The organism is Burkholderia metallica (genome assembly GCF_902832845.1).
Taxonomy (GTDB): Bacteria; Pseudomonadota; Gammaproteobacteria; order Burkholderiales; family Burkholderiaceae; genus Burkholderia; species Burkholderia metallica.
The window spans coordinates 172,183-193,716 of record NZ_CADFDB010000010.1; the positions used below are offsets into that span (position 1 = coordinate 172,183).

Below are 21,534 nucleotides of genomic sequence, written 5' to 3' on the forward strand. Positions count from 1 at the left end.
GTGGAGTTCGACGGGTCGCTATGCCCGCCTGCGATGCGTCGCGGATTCAACCGCGTGCGGCGAACAGCGCGTTCACCGCTTCGCGGTGTTCGGGCGTGGCGTGCGCGAACGCCTGGTACGACGCCGACAGGTCGAGCAGCGTGTCGAGGCTCGCGTGGCGGCTTTCTCGCAGCAGCCGCTTGGTCAGGCGCAGCGCGGTGCCCGAGTGACGGGCGATGCGGCCGGCCAGTTCATGTGCGTGCGCAAGGAGCGCGCCGTCGGGAACGACGCGGGACACGAGCCCGCAGCGCAGCGCCGCCTGCGCGTCCAGCGCGTCGCCGGTGAACGACATTTCCGCAGCGACGGCCGCGCCGACGATCTGCGGCAGGAACCACGCCCCACCGTCGCCGGGCACGAGGCCGAGGGCGATGAAGCTCTCGGCGAAGCGGGCGCGATCGGCGGCGATGCGGATGTCGCACATGCACGCGAGGTCGGTGCCGGCGCCGATGGCCGGGCCATTGACTGCCGCAATGGCCGGCACTTCGAGGCGCTGGAACGCGTGCGCGAGCCGCTGGATGCCGTGGCGATAGCGCGTGCGGATCGCGGCAAGGTCGTGCGGGTCCGATTCCATCAACGCGCGCATCGCCTTCACGTTGCCGCCCGACGAGAACGTCGTGCCGGCGCCCGTCAGCACCAGCACGCGGATCGATTCGTCGCGGTTCGCGTCGTCGCAGCATTCGGTCAGTGCGTCGATTGCATCGGAATCCGAAATGGCATTGCGTGTTTCCGGACGGTTCATCGTGACGGTCAGGATCGGTCCCTGCCGTTCACGGGTCAAAAAGGCTGTCATGGTGTCTCCGTGTGCTTTGTACCGCGGGACTTCACGCCGCGGGCCGAAGCCTAGTATCGTCACGATGGTTGGCGGCGGGAAATTCCGTTCCACATATGTGGAACGGGTCGCCCGGTGGCATGAGGAGACGGCGGGATGAGCGGAAACGTGGTCAAGAGCGCGGCGCGCGTGTTCGAGGTGCTGGAGCTGTTCAGCGCACTGCAGCGGCCGCTGAGCGTGCGCGAGATCGCCACGCGCTGCGGCTATCCGGGGTCGAGCGCGGCGGCGCTGCTGACCAGCATGAAGGCGCTCGGCTACCTCGCCTACGACGACGCAACCCATACGTATGCGCCCACGGCGCGGCTAGTCAATCTCGGCGAAGCGCTCGTCGATTCGACGGCGGGCAGCCGGCGGTACTGGCACGCCGTCGCAAAGCGGCTGGCGGTCCGCACGCGCGAGGCCGTCGTGATCGCGGTGCAGAGCGACCTGTACGTGCAGTACATCGATGCGGTCGAGGGTGCGCATACGCTTCCGATCCACTTCTACGCGCCGATCGGCACGCGTCGCGAGATCTGCATGTCGAGCCTCGGCTGGGCGCTGCTGAGCCTCCAGCCGGACAGCGCGATCCGCCGGCTCGTGTCGCGCAGCATCCGCCGGCTCGGCAAGTCGGGCCGGACGATCGACGAGGATGTTGTGCTCGACAAGGTCGAACAGACGCGCCGGTTCGGCTATTCCTATTCGGCGCATACGGTCACGCAGGGCGCCGCGATGATCTCGATGGTGATCGCGGACGCCTGGAACGGCCAGCCGCTCGCCATGGGCGTGGCCGGGCCGGCCGAGCGGATCGACGCGCAGCGCGAGGCGATCGTGCGCGCGATGCGGCAGGTGCTGGCCGGCCAGGGGCCGCACGCCGCGGGTTAGCCTGTCGCGGCCGGCGCGCGCAGGCATTCACATAGAATCAGAATCGGAAGGTTTCGTTGCCCCTCTCCCGGCTGCATTTCAGCGAGGTCGCCATGTCATTGAACACGCCGCTTTCCGGCATCCACATCGTCGAATTCGAAGGCCTCGGCCCCGGCCCGCTCGCGGGCTGGATGCTCGCCGGAATGGGCGCGCGGATCACGCTGATCGCGCGCCCGTCCGGCCGCACGAGCGCGCCGGATGCGCTGCGGGCCCGCGACGGCGACCTGCTGCGCGAAGGCAAGACGATCGTCGAACTCGACCTGAAGGCGCCCGCCGGCCGCGAAGCCGCGCTCGACCTGATCGCGCAGGCCGACGCGCTGATCGAGGGGCTGCGGCCGGGCGTGATGGAGCGGCTCGGCCTCGGGCCCGACGATTGCGCGCGCCGCAACCCGAAGCTCGTGTACGGACGGATGACCGGCTGGGGCCAGCATGGCCCGCTCGCGGCCGCGGCCGGGCACGACCTGAACTACGTCGCGTTGACGGGGCTGCTGTCGCTATCGGCGCCGAACGACGGCCGGCCGGGGTTGCCGCCGACCGTCGTCGGCGACGCAGGCGGCGCGCTCGGGCTCGCGTTCGGGATCGTCTGCGCGCTGTTCGACGTGCGCGGCGGCGGGGCGGGGCGCGTGGTCGACGGCGCGATTGTCGACATCGTGTCGATGCTCGGTTCGCTGGCATTGTGGGCGCGCGCGAACGGGCAACTCGACGGCGCGCAGCCGAGCCTCTTTCACGATGCGCCGTTCTACGACGTATATCGCTGCGCGGACGGGGAATGCGTGACGATCGGCGCGCTCGAGCCGCCGTTCTATGCGCTGCTGATCGAACGGCTCGGGCTCGCCGACGTCGATCCGGCGTCGCAATACGACCGCGCGCGCTGGCCCGCGCTGAAGGCGCGTTTCGCCGACGTGTTCGCGCAGCAGCCGTCCGCGCACTGGCGCGCGCTGCTCGAAGGCACCGACGCATGTTTCGCGCCGGTATTGAGCGTGGCCGACGCGGCGGCCCATCCGCACAACGCGGCGCGCGGGATCTACCGGACCGACGGGAACGGAAACGTGCGCGCGCGCGTGGCGCCGCGTTTCCTGCCGCTCACGGGCGGTGGGGCCGAGTAGGCGTGCCGGGCTTGACGGCTCGGGAGTGAATTCGGAATGGTTTGTATGGCACCTTGAATCGTACTAAATATGGTGCCAAATAAAGCACAATAGAAATTCAATCGAAACAGGAGCGGACATGCCCCACGGAGCTGAAGCGGAACCCGATGGGAACCGTTGCGGCGGGCGAGGGTTTCCCGGTCGCGATCCTGAATCACAACGAGCCTGCGTTCTATTGCATCCCGGCGAAGATCAAGCTCCGCGGTGTCGGCTATCGTCGCGTATACGAAGTGCGCGATGGGGAGGTCGTCGTACTGGTCGTCGCGAGCGCGATGCCGTCTATCATTGCTGTAATGAAACGCTAGCGCGATACGCGATACCCGTTGCGTGTTCGGCGTTCTCTCATCGACCTTGGGCCGGGCACCCGCTCAGGCCGTTTCCTCCGGCATATCCGGCACCTTGCCGTCGCCGACGCGGTTGATCGTGCCTTGCGCGATCGCGACGAGCCGCTCGTGATCGCCGTCGATGACGAACACATGACACTGGCAGGTCGCCTGATGCCGGCCCGCATAGACGAGCTTCGCGCGGGCTACCAGCGTGCCGTTCACGGCCGGCCGCAGGTAGTTGATCTTGTATTCGGCGGTGATCACACGCGGCCCGAGCACCAGCGCGCCGGCGAACGTCAGCGCGTTGTCGGCGAGATAGCTGATGACGCCGCCGTGCACGAAACCATGCTGCTGCCGCAGTTCATCGCGCACGTGCAGGCACAGCGACACTTCGTTGTCGCCGATATGCATCAGCTCCGTGCCCAGCAGCATGCTGAACGGTTGCGCGCGCAATGCGCCGCGCGCGTGGTCCGTGATGTCGGTCATCGACTTTCCTCGAAATACGTGCCCGCTTGCGCTGAACTCTAGGAAGGGGGATACGGATAAGCAAGGAAATTCGTCTGCATTTCGTGCAATTTTCAGCGCGATGCGACGCGATTATTGCGTCGAATGCCGTGGATTTCCCCGTTTGCGGGCCATTCGACGGCAATGCGCGGCAACGCGAACTTCGCCGCCGGCCGCACCTGAGCATCCGCACCTAAAGTCCGACGAAGAAATGCCGCTAATGCCGGGGCAATGCCTCATCGTCCGCTTTCCAGGAATCCCTCCCATGTTCGGAAAAATCAAGCTCGCGTCGGGTCTGCTCGGCGTGTTGACCGTGTTCTGCCTCTTTCTGTTCGCGATCGAGGCGCTCGGCTTCTGGGCGCTCAAGTCGACGCGCAGCGGTGTCGACGATCTGTCGAACATCGCGATCGCGCAGGTCGACGCGGCCAGCCAGGCGACCCAGCAACTGCTCGACGCGCGCATCAACCTGTCGCGCGCCGGCACGCGGATGGTGCGCGGCGGCCCGAAGCCGGAAGACATCATCCGCCACGCGGGCACGTCGCTCGCGGAAGCGGACAAGGCGTTCGCCACGCTGACGGCCGCGCAGCCGGTCGACGACGCCAACCGCGCGCGCGTCGCGGCGCTCGCCGAGCGCTATCGCGCGCTGCGCGGCGCGCTGGGCGAACTCGTGCAGTTCCTCGATGCCGACAACATCCAGGCATTCCTCGACCAGCCCACGCAGAGCATCCAGGACGCGTACATCGCCGAATTGCGGCGCTTCACCGACTACGGCGGCGCGTCGAGCCGCACGGCGCTCGGCACGATCGACGGCGGCATGCTGTGGTTCAAGTCGGTCGGCATCGTGCTGCTCGCGGCGATGCTCGTCGCGAGCGCGGCGATCTACGCGGCCGCGCGGCGCGCGGTCGTCGCGCCGCTGGAAGAAGCCGGCCGCCATTTCGAGCGGATCGCGCAGGGCCGGCTCGATGAAGCCGTGCGGGCGGGCGGCGTGTTCGAGATCGACCGGATGCTGCGCGGTCTCGCCGCGATGCAGGCGAGCATCGCGGACACCGTGCGCACGGTGCGCCACGCGTCCGACGCGATCCACCTCGGCGCAGGCGAGATCGCCGGCGGCAACGCCGACCTGTCGGCGCGCACCGGCACGCAGGCCGCGTCGCTCGAGGAGACGGCCGCGAGCATGGAGGAACTGACGGCGACCGTCCGGCAGAACACCGACAGCGCACGCGCGGCGAGCGCGCTGGCCGACGCGGCGCTCGAAGCGACGAGCCACGGCGGCGGCGTGGTCGACAGCGTGATCGACCGGATGCGCGGGATCGCGCAAAGCTCGGGGCGGATCGCGGAAATCATTTCGGTGATCGACGGCATCGCCTTCCAGACCAACATCCTCGCGCTGAACGCGGCCGTCGAAGCTGCCCGGGCCGGCGAACAGGGCCGCGGCTTCGCGGTGGTCGCGGGCGAAGTGCGCTCGCTCGCGCAGCGCAGCGCGCAATCGGCGAAGGAGATCAAGGCGTTGATCGAGGATTCGGTCGCGCAGATCAACGGCGGCGCGGAACTCGTCGAGCGCGCGGGCGAGGCGATGCGCACGGTGTCGACGTCGATCACGCGCGTCGTGCAGACGATGTCCGAGATCACGTCGGCGTCGGTCGAGCAGAGCGTCGGGATCGAGCAGGTGAATCAGGCCGTCACGCAGATGGATCAGCTCACGCAGCAGAACGCGGCGCTGGTCGAGGAGGTCGCGGCCGCGGCCGCGTCGTTGAACGACCAGACCGCACACTTGATGCAGGCCGTGTCGGTGTTCGAGCTGGGCGATGGCCGCACCGCGCGCGGAGAACGCGCGGCGCCGTCGTTCGCCGACGCGGGCTACGCGCCGGCCGGCAGCGCCGCGTAGGCGGTCGCGAGGTGGTAGGGCGTCGTCGACGGCATGTCGGCGCGCGACACCTGCCCGTCGGCCGTCTTGCACTCGAACCAGCCGCGCGGATGCAGGAAGCGCGCGGCGAAGCGTTCGATCTGCCGCGCGAGCGGCGCGGAGGCCGGCGTGCTGCCGTGAGTCGCGAGCGCGCGCAGGTATTCGGTCTGCGCCCAGATCCGCTGCGTCCCGTCGATGCACGCGCCTTGCGCGTCGAGCGACGCGCACACGCCGCCCGTCAGCGGATCGACGCCGTATTGCTCCGCGAACGCGAACGCGCGCGCCAGCGCGGCGCGGAGCCCGGTCTGCGCGAGCCGCGCACCAGCCGCATCGACCAGATAGAACCACTCGAACTGATGGCCGGGCTCGAAACGGTTGTCGGCCGCCCCGAGCGGCAGCTCCGCCACGCAGCCGGTCGCCGCGTCGACGAACGTGCGCTCGACGGCCTGCGCGGTGCGCATGAGCGCGTCGTCGAACGCCGCGTCGCCGAATGCATCGGCCGCCGCGAGCCATGCTTCGGTCAGGTGCATCAGTGGATTCTGTAGCGGCCCGCTGCCCGACGACGAGAAATCGGCGTGGCGCGCCGCATCGAGCAGCGCATCGCCCGGGCGCGGGGCGAAACGGTCCTGGATCAACGCAGCGGTTTCTTCGGCCGCCTGGCGCGCGGCGGCGTCGCCCGACGCCGCATACCACGCGGCGCACGCGAATACGATGAAGGCGTGCGTGTAGAGATCCTTGGTCGTGTCGAGCGGTGCCCCCCGGGCGTCGACGCTGTAGTGCCAGCCGCCGTGATGCCGGTCGCGAAAATGCCGGCCCAGCGCGTCGAACAGCGTGGCGGCATGCGCGGTGTCGCCGGCCTGGGCGAACACGAACAATTGCCGTGCGCAGGCCATTGCGCGATAACGGGTCACCGGCAGCGGTGCGTGGGTGGTCGGATCGACGGCTTCGAACGGCAACTGTAATGTATGGTCGAACCCTGAACCCCGCCAGATCGGCAAGACGACGTGCGCGAAATGGCGGCGCAACTGGGCGGCCTGGGCGGAAGCGGAGTCGGAAACGGACATGACGGGGTTGGGCGCTGGGTTCGAAACGTGTCGGCGCGGCCCGGAGGATCGGCGCGGCCGGGGCCAAGGATAAAACATTCCGCGCGGCCGGCACCAGAAAAGGAGAGAAATCGCATGCTGAACAACCTGGAACTCGTCATGCGGCTCGTGCTGGCGGCGGCGCTCGGCAGCGTCATCGGCTTCGAGCGCGAGCGCCTGTCGTGGGCCGCCGGCCTGCGCACGCACATGCTCGTCTGCGTCGGTTCGACGCTGATCATGATCGTGTCGGCGTTCGGGTTCGCCGACGTACTCGGCAGCAGCGACCACATCGTGCTCGACCCATCGCGGATCGCCGCGCAGGTCGTGTCGGGCATCGGCTTTCTCGGTGCGGGCTCGATCCTGCTGCGCGGCGAGATCGTGCGGGGGCTGACGACGGCCGCGAGCTTGTGGTCGGTCGCCGCGATCGGCCTCGCGGTGGGTGGCGGGCTCTACGTCGCGTCGATTTCGGCGACGATCATCATCCTGATCATCCTGGCCGGCATCAAGCCGCTGGAGCGGCGCTACTTCACGGTGCGCCAGCGGCGCCAGCTCGCGCTGACGGTCGTGAGCGGCACGCTGACGTTCGATTCGCTGCATGCGGCGCTCGGCCCTTCCAGTGCGCGCGTGAAGCAGTTCATCGTGCAGCGTGCCGACGATACGGGCGAGCACGACGAGGTGCGCATCGCGCTCGCGCGGGTGTCGACACTCGAATACCAGGCGATCTGCGACAAGCTGCGCGCGCTGAAGGGCGTCACGCGTTTCGAAGAAGGCAACGGGCTGTCGGGCGACGAATAGGCTGGATCGGCAACGGCGCATGCGACAATGGCCGACCACCGATTCCGTTCGACATCCGGTTCCGCGTTCGCGGGCCCTGCTATCCGATTTCCATGACCGAATCCGTTACCACGCCTCGCTCCCGTTCCCGTTCCACTCGTTCGTCGGCCCGTTCCCGCCAGCGCTCGGCGGCTGCCGCGGGCAGTACGTCCGCGAGGGCGACGGCGCGGTCCGGCAGTACGCCGGCCGGCGACGCGTCGCGGGACGAGCGCACGCTCGACCTGTTCGGCGATCCGGTGCTCGAGCCGGGCGAGCGCGCGTCGGTGGCGACGCGCGACGAAGCGGGCGCACAAGCCGATGCGTCGGTCGATGTCGCGGATGATGTGGCGTCCGGGCGGCAGCCCGCGCTGGACGGGTTCAGTGCGCCGGAGGGAGCGACCGTGGCGGAGCCTGCGGACGCAGCGGCAGGCGCCGTGACGCGCGAAGGTGCGACGGTCGCACATGGTGCTTCGTTGTATGAAGGCGGGGATGTCGCGAACGCCGATCTCGTGCCGGCTTCTGGCGGCATTGCGATCAAGGAGGCCGATGTTCCTTCGGCCGATGGTGCTGTGTCGAAGGCGCCCGACTCGCCCGAGGCTGGCGATGAAGTCGGGAAAGCTGTCATCGATGGCGCCGCAGCCAAATCCCACGATGCGCGATCTTCCGGTGCCGCCGTGAAGGAGCGTCGGGCGTCGTCGTCAGGCGGCAAACGCCGAACGCCTGCCGGTGCAAGCGACGCGAAGGCGGAGCAAGCGGCACCGGTTGTGTCGAGCGACGGCACGACACTGGAAGCGGCCGGAGCGGACGCGGTGCCGACGATTTCGCCGCAGACGTCGGCACAGCCGATCAAGCCGACAATTACCGCGAACACGTCGAACACGTCGAACACGTCGAACACGTCGAACACGTCGAACACGTCGAACACGTCGAACACGTCGAACACGTCGAACACCGCGAACACCGCGAACACCGCGAACACCGCGAACACCCAAGACGCTGTGCCCCAAGCCGGCGCCACCGCATCTCCTGTCACGCAGCCGCCACCGTCCGCTGCATCCTTTGTGACGAAGCCGTCGACCGAATGCGCGCCACCGCCCGCGCCGGCCTTCGATCCGGACATTCACCTGCGTCCGCTGACCGACCGGCTCGCCGCACTGCAGGCCGACGTGGACACCCTGACGCGCGCGGCCGATCGCGAGATGCGCCGCGTCAACCGCCTGCTGCTGGCGCTGGCCGTCGTCGCGCTGGCCGGGCTCGTCGCGCTGGTGATGCAGACGCGGCAGATCGCGCATCTGAAGCAGGACGTGGCCACGAAACAGCAGCGGATCGATCGCCTCGCGTCCGATCTGTCGACGCAGCAGGCCACGCTGATGACGCTCGAAGAGCACCACGAAGCGCTCTTGTCGCAAGTCGACCGGCTTCAGCGCAACGCGAATCGCGAGGCGGCCGTCGCGAAACGGGCTCGCCGCACGCGCTAAGCGTTTCGACCCTATCCTGGAAACCTGACGGAGCAAGGATCGCCGTTCCGCGGCGGCGATCGGCCGTCGCGCGCATGCGGCAAACTGATGCGGTGTGCTGGCAGAGTTCAGGGAAAACCCTTAGAATGGAGTCAATCTAAGGGAAAACCCTAGCCACATCTGTCAGGAGTCTCAAATGAGCTTCATCCTCGCCCTGCTGCAAAAGATCGACGACCTTTTCGTGTCCCCGCACCTGCCGCTCGACGCCGAATACTCGTACGCCGCGCGTCGTGCCGAAGCCGAGCGCGTGCGCCGTGCGCATCTGGTGCCGATCGTCCTGTACCGTCGCTGATTCGCTGATTCGCTGATTCGCTGATTCGCTGATTCGCTGATTCGCTGATTCGCTGATTCGCTATCAGCGCGGCGCCGCCGCACCTGGCCGGCCCGCTTTCCGCCGCCGCATCGCGCGCCGGCGCGACCGTCCCGCTACACTGGAAGTCCGATTCCGTTCACGGTGACCGGACCATGCTGCAGATGCGGCCGATGACGGCCAGCGAATTCCACGCGTACCGCACGCGAGCCATCGACGGCTACGCGCGCGACCTCGTCTCATCCGGACAAAATGCTGTCGAAGACGCGGCCAGCCGGGCGCGCGACTGTTTCGACACGCTGCTGCCGGACGGCCTGCGTACTTCCGGCCAGACCCTCGTCGTGCTCGTCGACGGCGCCAGCGGCGACGCGGTGGGCGACCTCTGGTACGCGATCGTGCCCGAAGGGCCGAACCGCACGTTGTTCATCTACGATCTCGACATCGCCCCGTCCCGGCGCCGCCAGGGCTGGGGCACGCGCGCGCTCGCCGCGCTCGACGCCGAGGCGCGCCGGTACGGCGTGACCGAGATCGGGCTGTCGGTGTTCAATCACAACGCGGCGGCCCGCGCACTGTATCGCGCATGCGGCTTCGTGCCGATCACGACGACCTTGATCAAGCCGGTCGTCGCGGACTGAATCTACCGCCGGTCACGCGTCGTCATGTGCCGTCGATTCGACTCGCCGCCCCCGGCCAACGCCGGCCAACGCCGGCCGACCTCGCGCCCCTTTCCGTTCGCCAGGCACCGCCCGGCCATCCGCCGGTCCCCCACCGCACATCAACGTGCGCGCCCCTTCCATCTCCGCAGCAGCAACGCGTTGGTCACGACGCTGACGCTGGAAAACGCCATCGCCGCGCCCGCGATCACCGGGTTCAGCCAGCCGAGCGCCGCGAGCGGCACGCCGACCAGGTTGTAGACGAACGCCCAGAACAGGTTCTGCTGGATCTTCCGGTACGTGCGCCGGGAGATGTCGATCGCATCGGCGACGAGCGCCGGGTCGCCGCGCATCAGCGTGATGCCGGCCGTGTGCATCGCGACGTCGGTGCCGGTCGCCATCGCGATGCCGACGTCCGCCGCGGCGAGCGCGGGCGCATCGTTGATCCCGTCGCCGACCATCGCGACGATCCCGCCGTGCGTGCGCTTCAACTCGGCGACGACACGCGCCTTGTCGTCGGGCAGCACCTGCGCATGCACCTCGGCGATCCCGAGCGATGCCGCGACGGCCGCCGCGCTGCCGCGGTTGTCGCCCGTCACGAGCACGCTCGCGACGCCGCGCGCCGACAGTGCCGCGATCGCATCGCGCGCGCCCGGCTTCACGGTGTCGCCGAACGCGATCAGGGCAAGCAGCGCGCGCGGCGCATCGGCGCGCATCAGCCACGAGATCGTGTTGCCCGCGCGTTCGAGCTCCGCCGCGCGCGCATCGAGCGCGGGCGGCACCGCGATGCCGAGTTCGTCGCGCCAGCGCGTGCTGCCGAGCGCGAGCCGCTGTCCGTCGACGCGGGCTTCCACGCCGCGTCCGGCCACCGCGCGTGCATCGGCCGCGACGACGGGCGGCGCCGCATCGCCGCGCTCGGCCGTGCCGGCGTCGTACGCGGCGACCACGGCGCGCGCGAGCGGATGGTCGCTCTGGCGCTGCACCGCCGCCGCGAGCGCAAGCGCTTCGTCATGCGGCACGCCGACGGCTTCGAACGCGGTCACGGACGGCTTGCCTTCGGTCAGCGTGCCGGTCTTGTCGAACGCGATCACGGTGGCGCGCTGCGCGAGTTCGAGCGCCTGCGCATCCTTGATCAGCACGCCGTGCCGGGCCGCGACACCGGTGCCGGCCATGATCGCGGCGGGCGTCGCGAGGCCGAGCGCGCACGGGCACGCGATGACGAGCACCGCGACCGCGTTGAGGATCGCGGTTTCCGCCCCGGCGCCGGCGATCAGCCAGCCGACCAGCGTCAGCGCGGCGATGCCGAGGATCGCGGGCACGAACACCTCGCTCACGCGATCGACGAGCCGCTGGATCGGCGCCTTCTCGGCCTGCGCGGATTCGACGAGGCGGATGATGCGCGCGAGCGTCGTCTCCGCGCCGATCGCGGTGGTCTCGACGACGAGCGCGCCTTCGCCGTTGATCGAGCCGGCCGTGACGGGGTCGCCGTCGTCCTTCGGCACGGGCAGGCTTTCGCCGGTGATCAGCGATTCGTCGATGTGCGAGCGGCCCGACACGATCCGGCCGTCGACGGGCACACGCTCGCCGGGACGGACGCTGACACGCGTGCCGACGCGCACCTGCGCCAGCGGCACGTCGCGCTCGACGCCGTGCTCAACGACGCGCGCGCGGTCGGGACGCAGCGCATTCAGCGCGCGGATCGCGTCGGTCGTCTGGCGCTTCGCGCGCGATTCGAGCCATTTGCCGAAGCGCACCAGCGTGACGATGACGGCCGACGCCTCGAAATACAGATGGCCCGGATGCGCGGGGTCGCGCAGCAGCATCCACAGGCTCAGCCCGTACGCGGCCGACGTGCCGAGCGCGACGAGCAGGTCCATGTTGCCGGCGCGCGCCTTCACCGCATGCCAGGCGGCGCGATAGAAGCGCGCGCCGAAACCGAACTGGACGATCGAGGCGAGCACGAGCTGGAGCCAGCCGGGCAGCATCAGGTCGATGCCGAACGGCGCGACGAGCATCGGGGCGACGAGCGGCGCGCTCAGCACGGCGGCGCCGATCACGAGGTTGCGTTCGCGCATGGCGTCGCGGCGCTTGCGGGCGTCGGGGTCCTGCGCGGGGCCGGCCGGCGGCGCGTCGGTGCCGGCCGTGGCGCCTGCCGACGGCGCGGCGGCAAGGGACGCGCGGTAGCCGGCGGTGGTGACGGCCGCGATCAACGCGGCGGCGTCGAGCGCGCCGGCGCCATGCACCGAAGCGCGCTCGGTCGCGAGGTTGACGGAAGCGCGGGCGACGCCCGGCACGGCGGCCAGCGCTTTCTCGACGCGGCCGGCGCAGGACGCGCAGGTCATCCCGCCGATGTCGAGTTCGAAATCGGCGGAGGTGGTGGAGACAACCGGCGGGATCGCCGTGCCGACGACCGGCGTCGCGCCATAGCCGGCTTGTTGCACGGCTTCGGCGAGCCGAGCGGCACTCACGTCGGGCGCGGCGTCGACGGTGGCGCGCTCGGTCGCGAGATTGACCGACGCACGCGTGACGCCCGGCACCTTCGCGAGCGCCTTCTCGACGCGCGACACGCACGATGCACAGGTCATCCCGTCGATGTCGAGTTCGACGGTGCGATCGGCTGGAAGCGGGAGGCGGGTAGCGGAAGCGGCTGCGGCTGTCGGCACGGGTGACGCTTCGACGGGATGGGCATGCGCGGCAGCGGCGGTTTCGATCCCCGGCGCGCGCACGGCGGCGCGATAGCCGGCTGCGCCGACGGCCTCGACGAGTTGCGCGGCTTCGACCGGGTCCTGCGCAGTCACCGTCGCCGTGTGCGTGTCGAGGTCGACCGTCGCGTCGACGACGCCCGGCACCCCGGCCAGCGCCCGTTGCACGCGGCCCGTGCAGCCGCCGCAATGCATGCCGTCGACGCTCAGCGCGATCGTGTGCAGGGCTGCGGAGGCAAGTGGTTCAGTCATGTCGGATTCCCTGAATGCGCGGCGCATGCCGCGAATGATTCCAGTATCAACATTCCCATGATGGTAAGGTCAAGCGGCGCATGCCGATTCGAAGCGAGGCGGGCGGATCGGCCCGAGTCGGTCGCCGTTCACAGGGTGCCACGGTGCGGAAAAAGCGAACGCCCGGCTTTCGGGAGGAAAGCCGGGCGTCACGTGCTGGCGCACGATCGCGTGATCAGGCGCAGAGCTTGGCGCTGGCGAGACGGTTCAGGCTGACGCCTTGTTCGGCGGCCTGGATCACCAGCGCGCGGTGGGTTTGCGGCGGGATGCGGACTTTGAATTCGGCGCTGTAAGTTCGGTCGGCGATCGGCTCGGGCACCTTTTCGCCATTCGCGGTCATGTCGCGCACGACATCGGCAACGAGCCGGCGGATGCCGGCCAGCGCGCCTTCCGGCGTTGCGTCGAGCCACGAAAGAGACGGGAATTCCGCGCACAGGCCGACGTGCTCCCCGTCCTCCGGGGACCACGTTACGCGGTACGTAAAGTGGTCTTGGGTCATGATGTCCGTCCCTTCAGTCGGTCGATCGCGTCGAGAACCTGCCGTATCGGATAGCCCTTGGCTTTCCCGCGGTCGAACAGATCCGAAGCACGAGACGATCGCTTCGATGCCTCCCCCATTTACCCGACCCTCCGACGCACGGTTTCGGGCCCGCGCGCCCCCGCGATTACGCGCGACCCGCTATTCGGCATATTGGGGGATGCCCGTAGGCGCTATGATACCGGCCTGACATCAGCGCCCGGCGTTGTGCACCGTCGCGAAACGGTGAGCCGGGCAGGCTGGGGTGCCTTGCTTTCGCCATTCGAGCGTCGAACAAGGCGTTGACTGAAAAGAACGATATTCGGCCAGTAATCGATGATTGAAAACCAGCAGGAATCAATTTCTCTGCGGCGCGTGTGCGCGTCGCTGGCCATTGCGGCGGCGCTTGCGGGATGCGCGTCGCAACCGGACGCCATCCAGCGGAAAACCGGCTGGATGCGCGCGGAAGTCGCCGACTCCTATATCTATGCGTATCCGCTCGTGCTGATGGACGTCGCGAAGGAAGCGGCGACGGGTGGCGACGGCGCGCAACCGGGTCAGGCGCCGCTCAACACGCTGCGCCACGCGCAGGCGCTGCCGCCCGTCGGCGCGGTCAATCCGCCGCTGCCGGGCGTCGACACGCTCGACTCGACCGGCTGGCTCGACGTCGCCGCCGAACCCGTGATCGTCACGTTGCCCGACACGCGCGGCCGCTACTGGGACGCACGTGCGCTCGACATGTGGACCAACGTGCTGTGGTCGTCGTCGAGTGTGGCCGCGCGCGGTGCCCGTACCGGCGCGCGATCGCAAACGATTGCCTTCGTCGCGAAGGACTGGCAGGGCGCGCTGCCGAAGGGCGTGGTCCGGGTCGACGTCCCGTCGGCCAATGCGTGGCTCGAAGTCAGGCTGCAGACGAGCGGCGGGCGCGACCTCACGAACGTGAAGAAACTGCAGCGGGCGATCCGCGTGGTGCCGCTGTCCGTCTACACCGGCGCCGAACGCGGCGCGTCGGTCGCGGTGCATGCGGGCAGTGCGCCGTCCGAAGCGGTGGGCGGCGGCACGCCGGCCGAGCAGGTGGCCGCGCTCGATCCGAAGGCGTTCTTCGCGCGCTTCGCGCAGGCGCTGCAGGACAACCCGGCACCGGCCGACGATGCGCATGCGCAGGAATCGCTCGCCGACATCGGCGTGTCGGCCGGCTACCCGGTGCTGTGGACGGGCGACCGCCTCGCGGCGGCGACGGCCGGCGTCGCCGAGGCGCGCGCGCGGCTCGCGACACCGCCGTCGAACCTGCTGAACGCGAACGGCTGGAGCTGGATCGGCGATACGGCGGGCAAGTACGGCCAGGACTACACGCTGCGCGCGTACGCGGCCTACACGCAGTTCGGCACCGCGACGCGCGACGACGAAACGCTCGCGGTCGTGCGCGTCGACAGCGACGGCCATCCGCTGAACGGCGCGAACCGCTACGTGCTGCATTTCGCGCCGGGCGCGCTGCCGCCGGTGCGCGCGTTCTGGACGCTGACGCCCTATACGACGAACGGCGCACTGCCCGACGTCGGGTCGGCGCGCCGCTCGCTCGGCGATCGCGACCGGCTGCGCCGCAATCACGACGGCTCGATCGACATCGTCGTGTCGGCGTCGCCGGGCGGCACGCACGCGGCCAACTGGTTGCCGGCGCCGCGCGCCGATTTCGCACTCGCGCTGCGCCTGTACGCGCCGAAGCCGCAGGCGAGCGACGGGACGTGGATGCCGCCCGTCGTCGTCCGGAAATGAACGGATGATCGTCGGCGCTGTCCGACCGGCGGGCGCGACCGCGCCCGACCCCCGTACCGTCACCTCCTGAGCCTATACTTTCGGGATAGCGTGCGCGGCCGCCCGGTGCTCCGGTGCGGCCCGGCATCCCATCCCGAGGCATTCAAGCATGGCAAGCGCAGACAAAGAAACCGTACCCTCGACCCTCCATGCCCTCGGTGGCGTTGCACGTTCGCGCCGGACCCGGCGCATCGGCATCGGCCTGCTGATCTTCGTCGTTTTATTCGGACTGCTCGGATTCTTCGCGGCGCCGCCGCTGATCCGCCATGTCGCCGAACAGCAGTTGAGCAAGCAGCTCGACCGCCCCGCGACGATCCAGCGCATCGCGCTGAACCCGTACACGCTGAACCTCGAAGCCGACGGCGTTCATCTCGGCGAAAAAGGCGGCCAGGGCGACTTCATCGACATCGCGAAGCTCGTCGTGCGGCCGTCGTGGTCGTCGCTGTTTCGCGGCGCGCCGATCGTCAATGAAGTCCGCCTCGATTCGCCGCGCTTTCATGTGGTTCGCCTCGACGCACAGCGCTTCAACTTCACCGACCTGATCGAGAAGTTCTCCACGCCGTCGCCCAAACCGGAGAGCAAGCCGACGCAGTTCTCGGTGTCGAACATCCAGGTCAACAACGGCCGGATCGATTTCGACGATCGCCTGCTGAACGAAAAGCACGTCGTCGACAACTGGACGCTCGGCATTCCGTACATCGCGACGCTGGCCTCGAAGACCGACATCTTCGTCGAGCCGAAGCTGCGCGCGCGCTTCGACGGCAGCCCGATCGCGATCGACGGCAAGACCAAGCCGTTCGCGCAATCGCGCGAATCGGAAATCGCGCTGAAATTCGACGGCCTCGACGTGCCGAAGCTGATTTCATACGTGCCGGCGAAGCTGCCGGTGGCGGTGACGAGCGGCCTGCTGAGCAGCGACCTCACGGTCAACTTCGTGATGAGCGGCGAGACGCCCGCGCTGCGCGTATCGGGCACCGTCGACCTGAAGGACGCGAAGCTGACGGACCGCGCGTCCGCGCCGCTGTTCGCCGCGCGCGGCGTGCACGTCGCGGCGGCCAGCCTCGAGCCGCTGCGCAACGCGATGCACTTCGACGAGATCCGGATCGACCAGCCGGTGGTCGACCTGTCGCGCGACAAGCAGGGCGTGCTGAACGTCGAGAAGCTCGCCGCGCAGCCGGCCGCCGCGCCGAAGGCCGCCGACGGCAAGCCCGCGGCGTCGGGCGCCGCGGCGGCTTCCGCCGCTGCCGAAGCGGCCGCCAGCGGCGCGAAGGCTGAAGCCGGCGCGAAGGAGGCGCCGCCGCTCGACCTGACGATCCGCCATTTCGCGATCGACGGCGGCACGGTCAACGTCGACGACCGCGTGCCGGCGACACCGACCGCGCTGTCGCTCACGAAGCTCGCCGCGACGCTCGACGGCTTCTCGATGCAGGGCAAGGCGCCCGCGAAATACACGCTGTCGACGTCGCTGTCGCGCGGCGGCGACGTGAAGGCCGAAGGCGCATTCAATCTCGCGGGGAAGCAGGCCGGCGGCAAGCTGACGGTCGCCGCGCTCGCGCTGCCGGCGCTGCAGCCGTATCTCGGCGAGGCCACGCGTGCGCGCGTGCTTGACGGCACGCTCGGCGCCACCGTCAACGCGAAGGCCGACTGGGGCAAGACGCCGCTCGCCGCGCAGGTCGCCGACAGCACGGTCAGCCTGAAGTCGCTGAAGATCGCGACACCCGACGCGAAGGCGCCCGCGATCGTGCTGCCCGACGCGAACGCGAAGATCGCGAAGGTCGACGTTGCCGCGCGCACCGCGGAGATCGCGAGCGTCGACGTCAGCGGTCTCGCGCTCGACGTGCAGCGCCTGAAGGACGGCAAGATCGACCTCGCGGCGCTGGCCGAGCCGGCGCAGGCGTCGGTGCCGAAGCGCACGGTCGCGCGCAAGGCGCAGGCCGCCGCGCCGTCGTGGCATTACCGGATCGACGCGCTGAACGTGAAGGACTCGTCCGCGAACTTCACCGACCTGTCGACGCCGCGCCCGGTGAAGCTGGCGATCAAGCCGCTGGACCTGTCGGTGCAGAAGATCAGCGACGACATGACGAAGCCGCTGCCGGTGCAGCTGAAGGCGACGCTGAACCGCAAGGGTTCGCTGAACGTGACGGGCGACGTGACCGCGCAGCCGCTGAAGCTCGGGCTGAAGATCAACGGCAACCGGCTCGACGCGGCCGCGTTCGAGCCGTACTTCGGCAGTGCGCTGAACGCGACGATCGCGAGCGCGCTGCTCAACGCGCAGGGCAACCTGACGTTCGCGCAGGTGAAGGACGCGCCGCGCGCGACTTATCGCGGCGACGTCGCGCTCGTCGACGTCCGGATGCTCGACAAGGCAACCTCCGACCCGTTCGCGGGCTGGCGCTCGCTCGCGCTGACCAACCTGAAGGCGAACTACGACGAGAAGGGCACCGACGTCGACGCCGCGCGCGTGACGTTCTCGAACTTCTACGGCCGCGTGCTGCTCGACGCGCAGGGGCGCCTGAACCTGAATGACGTGGTCGCGAAGGAATCGGGCCCCGCCCAGTCGCTCACGCGTGATGCGAGCAAGGGCGAGCCGGTGCCGCTGTCGCCGGGCATGACGCCGCCGGCTGCCGCGCAGGCCGCGTCGGCCGCGGCCGCGCAGCAGGCGTCCGCGCCGGCGGCCGCATCGGCGACGGTGGTCGTGAAGGCCGCACCGCCGCCGCAGCACCCGGTGCGGATGCATTTCGGCGAGTTGCTGCTGCAGAACGGCCGCGTCACGTACACCGACAACTTCATCAAGCCGAACTACACGGCGAACCTCGTCGCGATCAAGGGCACGGTCGGCGCGTTCGGCACGGATTCGACCACGTCCGCGCCGGTCGACGTCGCCGCGAACCTCGCGGGCAACGGGCCGATCTCGATCAAGGGTTCGGTGAATCCGCTGATCGAGAAGCCGGCGCTCGACCTCACCGCGACCGCGCACGACATCGAGCTGACCAACCTGACGCCGTACTCGGCGAAGTACGCGGGCTATCCGATCACGAAGGGCAAGCTCAACGTCGATCTGCATTACGCGCTCGCGAACGACCAGTTGAAGGCGAACAACCACATCTTCATCGACCAGCTCACGTTCGGCGATCGCGTCGAGAACGACACGGCGACCAAGCTGCCGGTGAAGCTCGCGATTTCGCTGCTGAAGAACACGCGCGGCCAGATCGACGTGAACCTGCCGGTGTCGGGCTCGCTGTCGAATCCGGAGTTCAGCGTCGGCGGGCTGATCTGGCGGGCGGTGCTGAACCTGATCGCGAAGGCCGTCACGTCGCCGTTCTCGCTGCTCGCGCATGCGTTCGGCAGCGGCGGCGAGGATCTCGGCTACGTCGAGTTCGCGCCGGGCTCGTACCGGCTCGACGACGCGCAGCAGAAGAAGCTCGACACGGTCGTGAAGATGCTGACCGAGAAGCCGTCGATCCGTCTCGACCTGATCGGCCGCGTCGACCCGGCGAAGGACACGTCGGGGCTCGGCGACGCGTACGTCGACCGGCTCGTGCGCCAGCAGAAGCTGAAGGACGTGATCGGGCAGGGCGAGAGCGTCGACCCGATGTCGGTGAAGGTCGAACCGGCCGAGTACAGCAAGTACCTGACGCGCGCGTACAAGGCCGCCGACTTCAAGAAGCCGCGCAACCTGATCGGCCTGCAGAAGACGCTGCCCGACGCCGACATGAAGAAGGCGCTCGCCGAACATGCGCCGGCCGACGACAACGCGCTGCGTGCGCTCGCGCAGCAGCGCGCGCAGGCCGTGCGCCAGTATCTCGACGGGAAGATCGATTCGAGCCGCGTGTTCGTCGTCGCGCCGAAGCTCGATGCGAAGGGCATCGAGGACAAGGGCGCGACGACCCGCGTCGACTTCGGCCTGCAGTAAGCGGGCCATCCGCCGCCGCGTCCGTTCATCCGTTCGGGCGCGGCGGCGCGCAGCCTTCAGCGCGCGGCGATCGCCGGTTCCTCGCGCTTGCCCAGTTCCTTCTTCGCGGCCAGCGGCAGACGCGCGTCGTCCCACTGCGCCAGCCATTCGACTTCCTTCGCCGTGAATACCTGTCCGTAGTTGCGCAACGCGTACTGCAACGCGTCGACGACGTGATGGCGAATGATTTCGGGGGTGCGTGCATCGTCCAGCACGAACCGGAGGGCTTCCAGGGTCGACATACTCGTGCTCCGGGTCAGGGAAAACCCTTTATCACACGCCAATAGTCGCGCGCCAAGCCGGAAAAAAATCGTGTGGCCGCGGCGCCGCACCCGTTCCGGCCGATGCACCGCGGCGGTGCCCGCAACCGGCGGCGCGCGTCGCATTGCGACTGCTTCGTGTCACTTGCGATTGGTTACGTTTGACAGAAAACGGAAAGCTCCGCTTCATCCGACCGCCGCACGATCCGGCGATAGTCTGCGCGCCTGATGGCAAGTCACGCAGTTCAACGTCAATCGATGAAGGTGGGGTGATCATGTCTTTCCTTGGTAAGCAGCGCAGGTGGGTGGCGATGGTGGCGGGCGCGGCGGCGCTCGCAGGCGCGGCTGCGCACGCGGCGCAGCAGGACGGCAGCAGTCGGGGCGACGAGCGCGGCCATGCGAGCCGCGTCGTGAAGCACGTGCTGCTGATCAGCATCGACGGCCTGCACGAGCAGGATCTCGCGCGCTGCATCGGCGCGAACACGTGCCCGAACATCGCGGTGCTCGCGCAGAGCGGCGTGACGTACGCGAATGCCTATACGCCTGGCCTGTCGGATTCGTTTCCGGGGCTCGCCGCGCTCGTGACGGGCGGCTCGCCGAAGACGGCCGGCCTGTTCTACGACGTGTCGTACGACCGCAACCTGTACGCGCCGGGCGACACGAGCTGCACGGGCAAGCAGGGCTGGAACGTCGTGTTCGACGAGACGACCGGCATCGATGCCGAGAACGGCGGCGCGCTCGTCCACCTGAACGGCGGCGGCGCATTCAACCCGCAGGCGATCCCGAACGCGAAGGTCGACGGCAAGTGCGTGCCGGTCTATCCGCACAACTACGTGAAGACCAACACTGTGTTCGAGGCCGTGAAGGCCGGCATCCCGAACGCGACGACCGCATGGGCCGACAAGCACGCATGGGGCTACGACTGGCTGAACGGGCCGTCGGGCACCGGCGTCGACGATCTCGCGCGCACCGAGATCAACTCGATCGATCCGGCGACGAAAACGGACTACACGGACGTCTATTCGCACACCGCGCAGTTCGACAACCTGCACGTGCAGGCGCTGATCAACCAGATCAACGGCCGCGACTCGACGGGCACGAAGCGCGCACCGGTGCCGACGCTGTTCGGCGCCGACTTCCAGACGCTGAGCGTCGCGCAGAAGGCGGTGGTGACGAAGGGCGGCGGTTACCTGGATGCGAACTTCACGCCGAACGGGCAGGTCGCGAACGCGATCACGTACGTCGACAACGCGATCGGCCACATCGTCGCGGCGCTCAAGCAGGCGAACCTGTATTCGTCGACGGCCGTGATCGTCACGTCGAAGCATGGCCAGTCGCCGACCGATCACACGAAGCTCGTGAAGAACGGCGACACGCTGACCAAGCTGCTCGAAGCGAACGATTACATCGACCCGAACGGCAATTTCGGCCAGAACAACACGAAGACGGGTAACCTGAACGACGGCTCCGGCCTCGTCGGCACGGGCTTCGTGCAGACCGACGACGTCGGCCTGATCTGGCTGCGCGACCGCAACCAGCGCACGGCCGTCGTACAGACGCTGAAGGCGAACCTGGGCTGCAACGCGCCGGGGATCTGCGCGGACGGCGCGCAGGCGTCGATCCTGTACGGCGCGGCGCTCGCCGAGCGCTTCGGCGACCCGGCCAACGGCCGCACGCCGGACATCATCGTCCAGCCGAATCCGGGTGTGATCTACACGTCGAGCACGAAGAAGGACGAGGAGCACGGCGGCAACGCACCGGACGACAGCCACCTCGGCCTGCTCGTGTCGTATCCGGGCCTGCATCGCGCACGCACGGTGACCGACACGGTCGGCACGAAGCAGGTCGCGCCGACGATCCTCGCGCTGCTCGGCGCGAATCCGCGCCTGCTGCATGCGGTGGTGGCGGAGAATACCGGCGTGCTGCCGGGGCTCGGCATCGATCGCTGAGCGACGCGACGCCGCAGCACGACCCGCCGC

17 protein-coding genes are annotated in these 21,534 nt (G+C 69.0%); 11 read left to right on the forward strand and 6 right to left on the reverse strand.

What is annotated here, in order from left to right; all coding sequences use genetic code 11:
• Nucleotides 1-46: 46 nt before the first annotated feature.
• Nucleotides 47-829, reverse strand: coding sequence for a crotonase/enoyl-CoA hydratase family protein (locus tag HWX08_RS25760; protein WP_174920960.1), 783 nt, complete (start codon nt 827-829; stop codon nt 47-49).
• Nucleotides 830-964: 135 nt separating this feature from the next.
• Between HWX08_RS25760 and HWX08_RS25765 the strand changes: the two genes are divergently transcribed.
• The 3 genes from HWX08_RS25765 to HWX08_RS25775 all read left to right on the forward strand — a co-directional run bounded on the left by HWX08_RS25765 (nt 965) and on the right by HWX08_RS25775 (nt 3,218).
• Nucleotides 965-1,729: an IclR family transcriptional regulator gene (locus HWX08_RS25765; RefSeq protein ID WP_059680274.1), complete on the forward strand. Its 765-nt coding sequence runs from the start codon at nt 965-967 to the stop codon at nt 1,727-1,729.
• Nucleotides 1,730-1,821: 92 nt separating this feature from the next.
• Nucleotides 1,822-2,874, forward strand: a complete 1,053-nt coding sequence (locus HWX08_RS25770) for a CaiB/BaiF CoA transferase family protein (RefSeq protein ID WP_069260915.1) — start codon at nt 1,822-1,824, stop codon at nt 2,872-2,874.
• 146 nt (nt 2,875-3,020) lie between these two features.
• Nucleotides 3,021-3,218, forward strand: a complete 198-nt coding sequence (locus tag HWX08_RS25775; protein WP_174920959.1) for a type II toxin-antitoxin system Phd/YefM family antitoxin — start codon at nt 3,021-3,023, stop codon at nt 3,216-3,218.
• Between the two features lie 63 nt (nt 3,219-3,281).
• On the opposite strand, the gene HWX08_RS25780 is transcribed toward HWX08_RS25775, so the two are convergent.
• Nucleotides 3,282-3,725, reverse strand: a complete 444-nt coding sequence (locus HWX08_RS25780; RefSeq protein WP_047902232.1) for a PaaI family thioesterase — start codon at nt 3,723-3,725, stop codon at nt 3,282-3,284.
• A 283-nt stretch (nt 3,726-4,008) separates the two neighbouring features.
• On the opposite strand from HWX08_RS25780, the gene HWX08_RS25785 reads away from it, so the two are divergent.
• On the forward strand, nt 4,009-5,628 hold the full coding sequence (locus HWX08_RS25785; RefSeq protein WP_069260914.1) for a methyl-accepting chemotaxis protein: 1,620 nt from the start codon (nt 4,009-4,011) through the stop codon (nt 5,626-5,628).
• Here HWX08_RS25785 and HWX08_RS25790 read toward each other — a convergent pair.
• The gene (locus HWX08_RS25790) at nt 5,601-6,710 is read right to left on the reverse strand and encodes an AGE family epimerase/isomerase (protein WP_174920958.1); all 1,110 of its coding nucleotides are present in this window, start codon (nt 6,708-6,710) and stop codon (nt 5,601-5,603) included. The two genes, HWX08_RS25785 and HWX08_RS25790, sit on opposite strands and share 28 nt — an antisense overlap.
• Nucleotides 6,711-6,824: 114 nt before the next feature.
• Between HWX08_RS25790 and HWX08_RS25795 the strand changes: the two genes are divergently transcribed.
• The 4 genes from HWX08_RS25795 (at nt 6,825) to HWX08_RS25810 (ending at nt 10,003) form a co-directional block, all read left to right on the forward strand.
• Nucleotides 6,825-7,523: an MgtC/SapB family protein gene (locus HWX08_RS25795; protein ID WP_174920957.1), complete on the forward strand. Its 699-nt coding sequence runs from the start codon at nt 6,825-6,827 to the stop codon at nt 7,521-7,523.
• 92 nt (nt 7,524-7,615) lie between these two features.
• Nucleotides 7,616-9,019: a flagellar hook-length control protein FliK gene (locus HWX08_RS34795; protein WP_175869756.1), complete on the forward strand. Its 1,404-nt coding sequence runs from the start codon at nt 7,616-7,618 to the stop codon at nt 9,017-9,019.
• A gap of 175 nt (nt 9,020-9,194) precedes the next feature.
• Entirely contained in the window at nt 9,195-9,350 is a 156-nt protein-coding gene (locus HWX08_RS25805; RefSeq protein WP_006481665.1) for a hypothetical protein, read from the forward strand.
• A 173-nt stretch (nt 9,351-9,523) separates the two neighbouring features.
• Complete coding sequence (locus HWX08_RS25810) at nt 9,524-10,003, forward strand: GNAT family N-acetyltransferase (protein WP_174920955.1); 480 nt, start codon at nt 9,524-9,526, stop codon at nt 10,001-10,003.
• 140 nt (nt 10,004-10,143) lie between these two features.
• On the opposite strand, the gene HWX08_RS25815 is transcribed toward HWX08_RS25810, so the two are convergent.
• Both HWX08_RS25815 and HWX08_RS25820 read right to left on the reverse strand, forming a co-directional pair.
• Complete coding sequence (locus tag HWX08_RS25815; RefSeq protein WP_174920954.1) at nt 10,144-12,975, reverse strand: heavy metal translocating P-type ATPase; 2,832 nt, start codon at nt 12,973-12,975, stop codon at nt 10,144-10,146.
• A gap of 214 nt (nt 12,976-13,189) precedes the next feature.
• Complete coding sequence (locus HWX08_RS25820) at nt 13,190-13,513, reverse strand: type II toxin-antitoxin system HicB family antitoxin (protein WP_174920953.1); 324 nt, start codon at nt 13,511-13,513, stop codon at nt 13,190-13,192.
• A gap of 354 nt (nt 13,514-13,867) precedes the next feature.
• Here HWX08_RS25820 and HWX08_RS25825 point away from each other — a divergent pair, with 354 nt between their 5' ends.
• Both HWX08_RS25825 and HWX08_RS25830 read left to right on the forward strand, forming a co-directional pair.
• The gene (locus HWX08_RS25825; protein WP_174920952.1) at nt 13,868-15,304 is read left to right on the forward strand and encodes a DUF1254 domain-containing protein; all 1,437 of its coding nucleotides are present in this window, start codon (nt 13,868-13,870) and stop codon (nt 15,302-15,304) included.
• A 148-nt stretch (nt 15,305-15,452) separates the two neighbouring features.
• Nucleotides 15,453-19,256, forward strand: coding sequence for a DUF748 domain-containing protein (locus HWX08_RS25830; RefSeq protein WP_174920951.1), 3,804 nt, complete (start codon nt 15,453-15,455; stop codon nt 19,254-19,256).
• A 56-nt stretch (nt 19,257-19,312) separates the two neighbouring features.
• On the opposite strand, the gene HWX08_RS25835 is transcribed toward HWX08_RS25830, so the two are convergent.
• Nucleotides 19,313-19,537: a hypothetical protein gene (locus HWX08_RS25835; protein ID WP_027790361.1), complete on the reverse strand. Its 225-nt coding sequence runs from the start codon at nt 19,535-19,537 to the stop codon at nt 19,313-19,315.
• Between the two features lie 293 nt (nt 19,538-19,830).
• Here HWX08_RS25835 and HWX08_RS25840 point away from each other — a divergent pair, with 293 nt between their 5' ends.
• Nucleotides 19,831-21,504, forward strand: a complete 1,674-nt coding sequence (locus HWX08_RS25840; RefSeq protein ID WP_418219868.1) for an alkaline phosphatase family protein — start codon at nt 19,831-19,833, stop codon at nt 21,502-21,504.
• Nucleotides 21,505-21,534 lie beyond the last annotated feature (30 nt).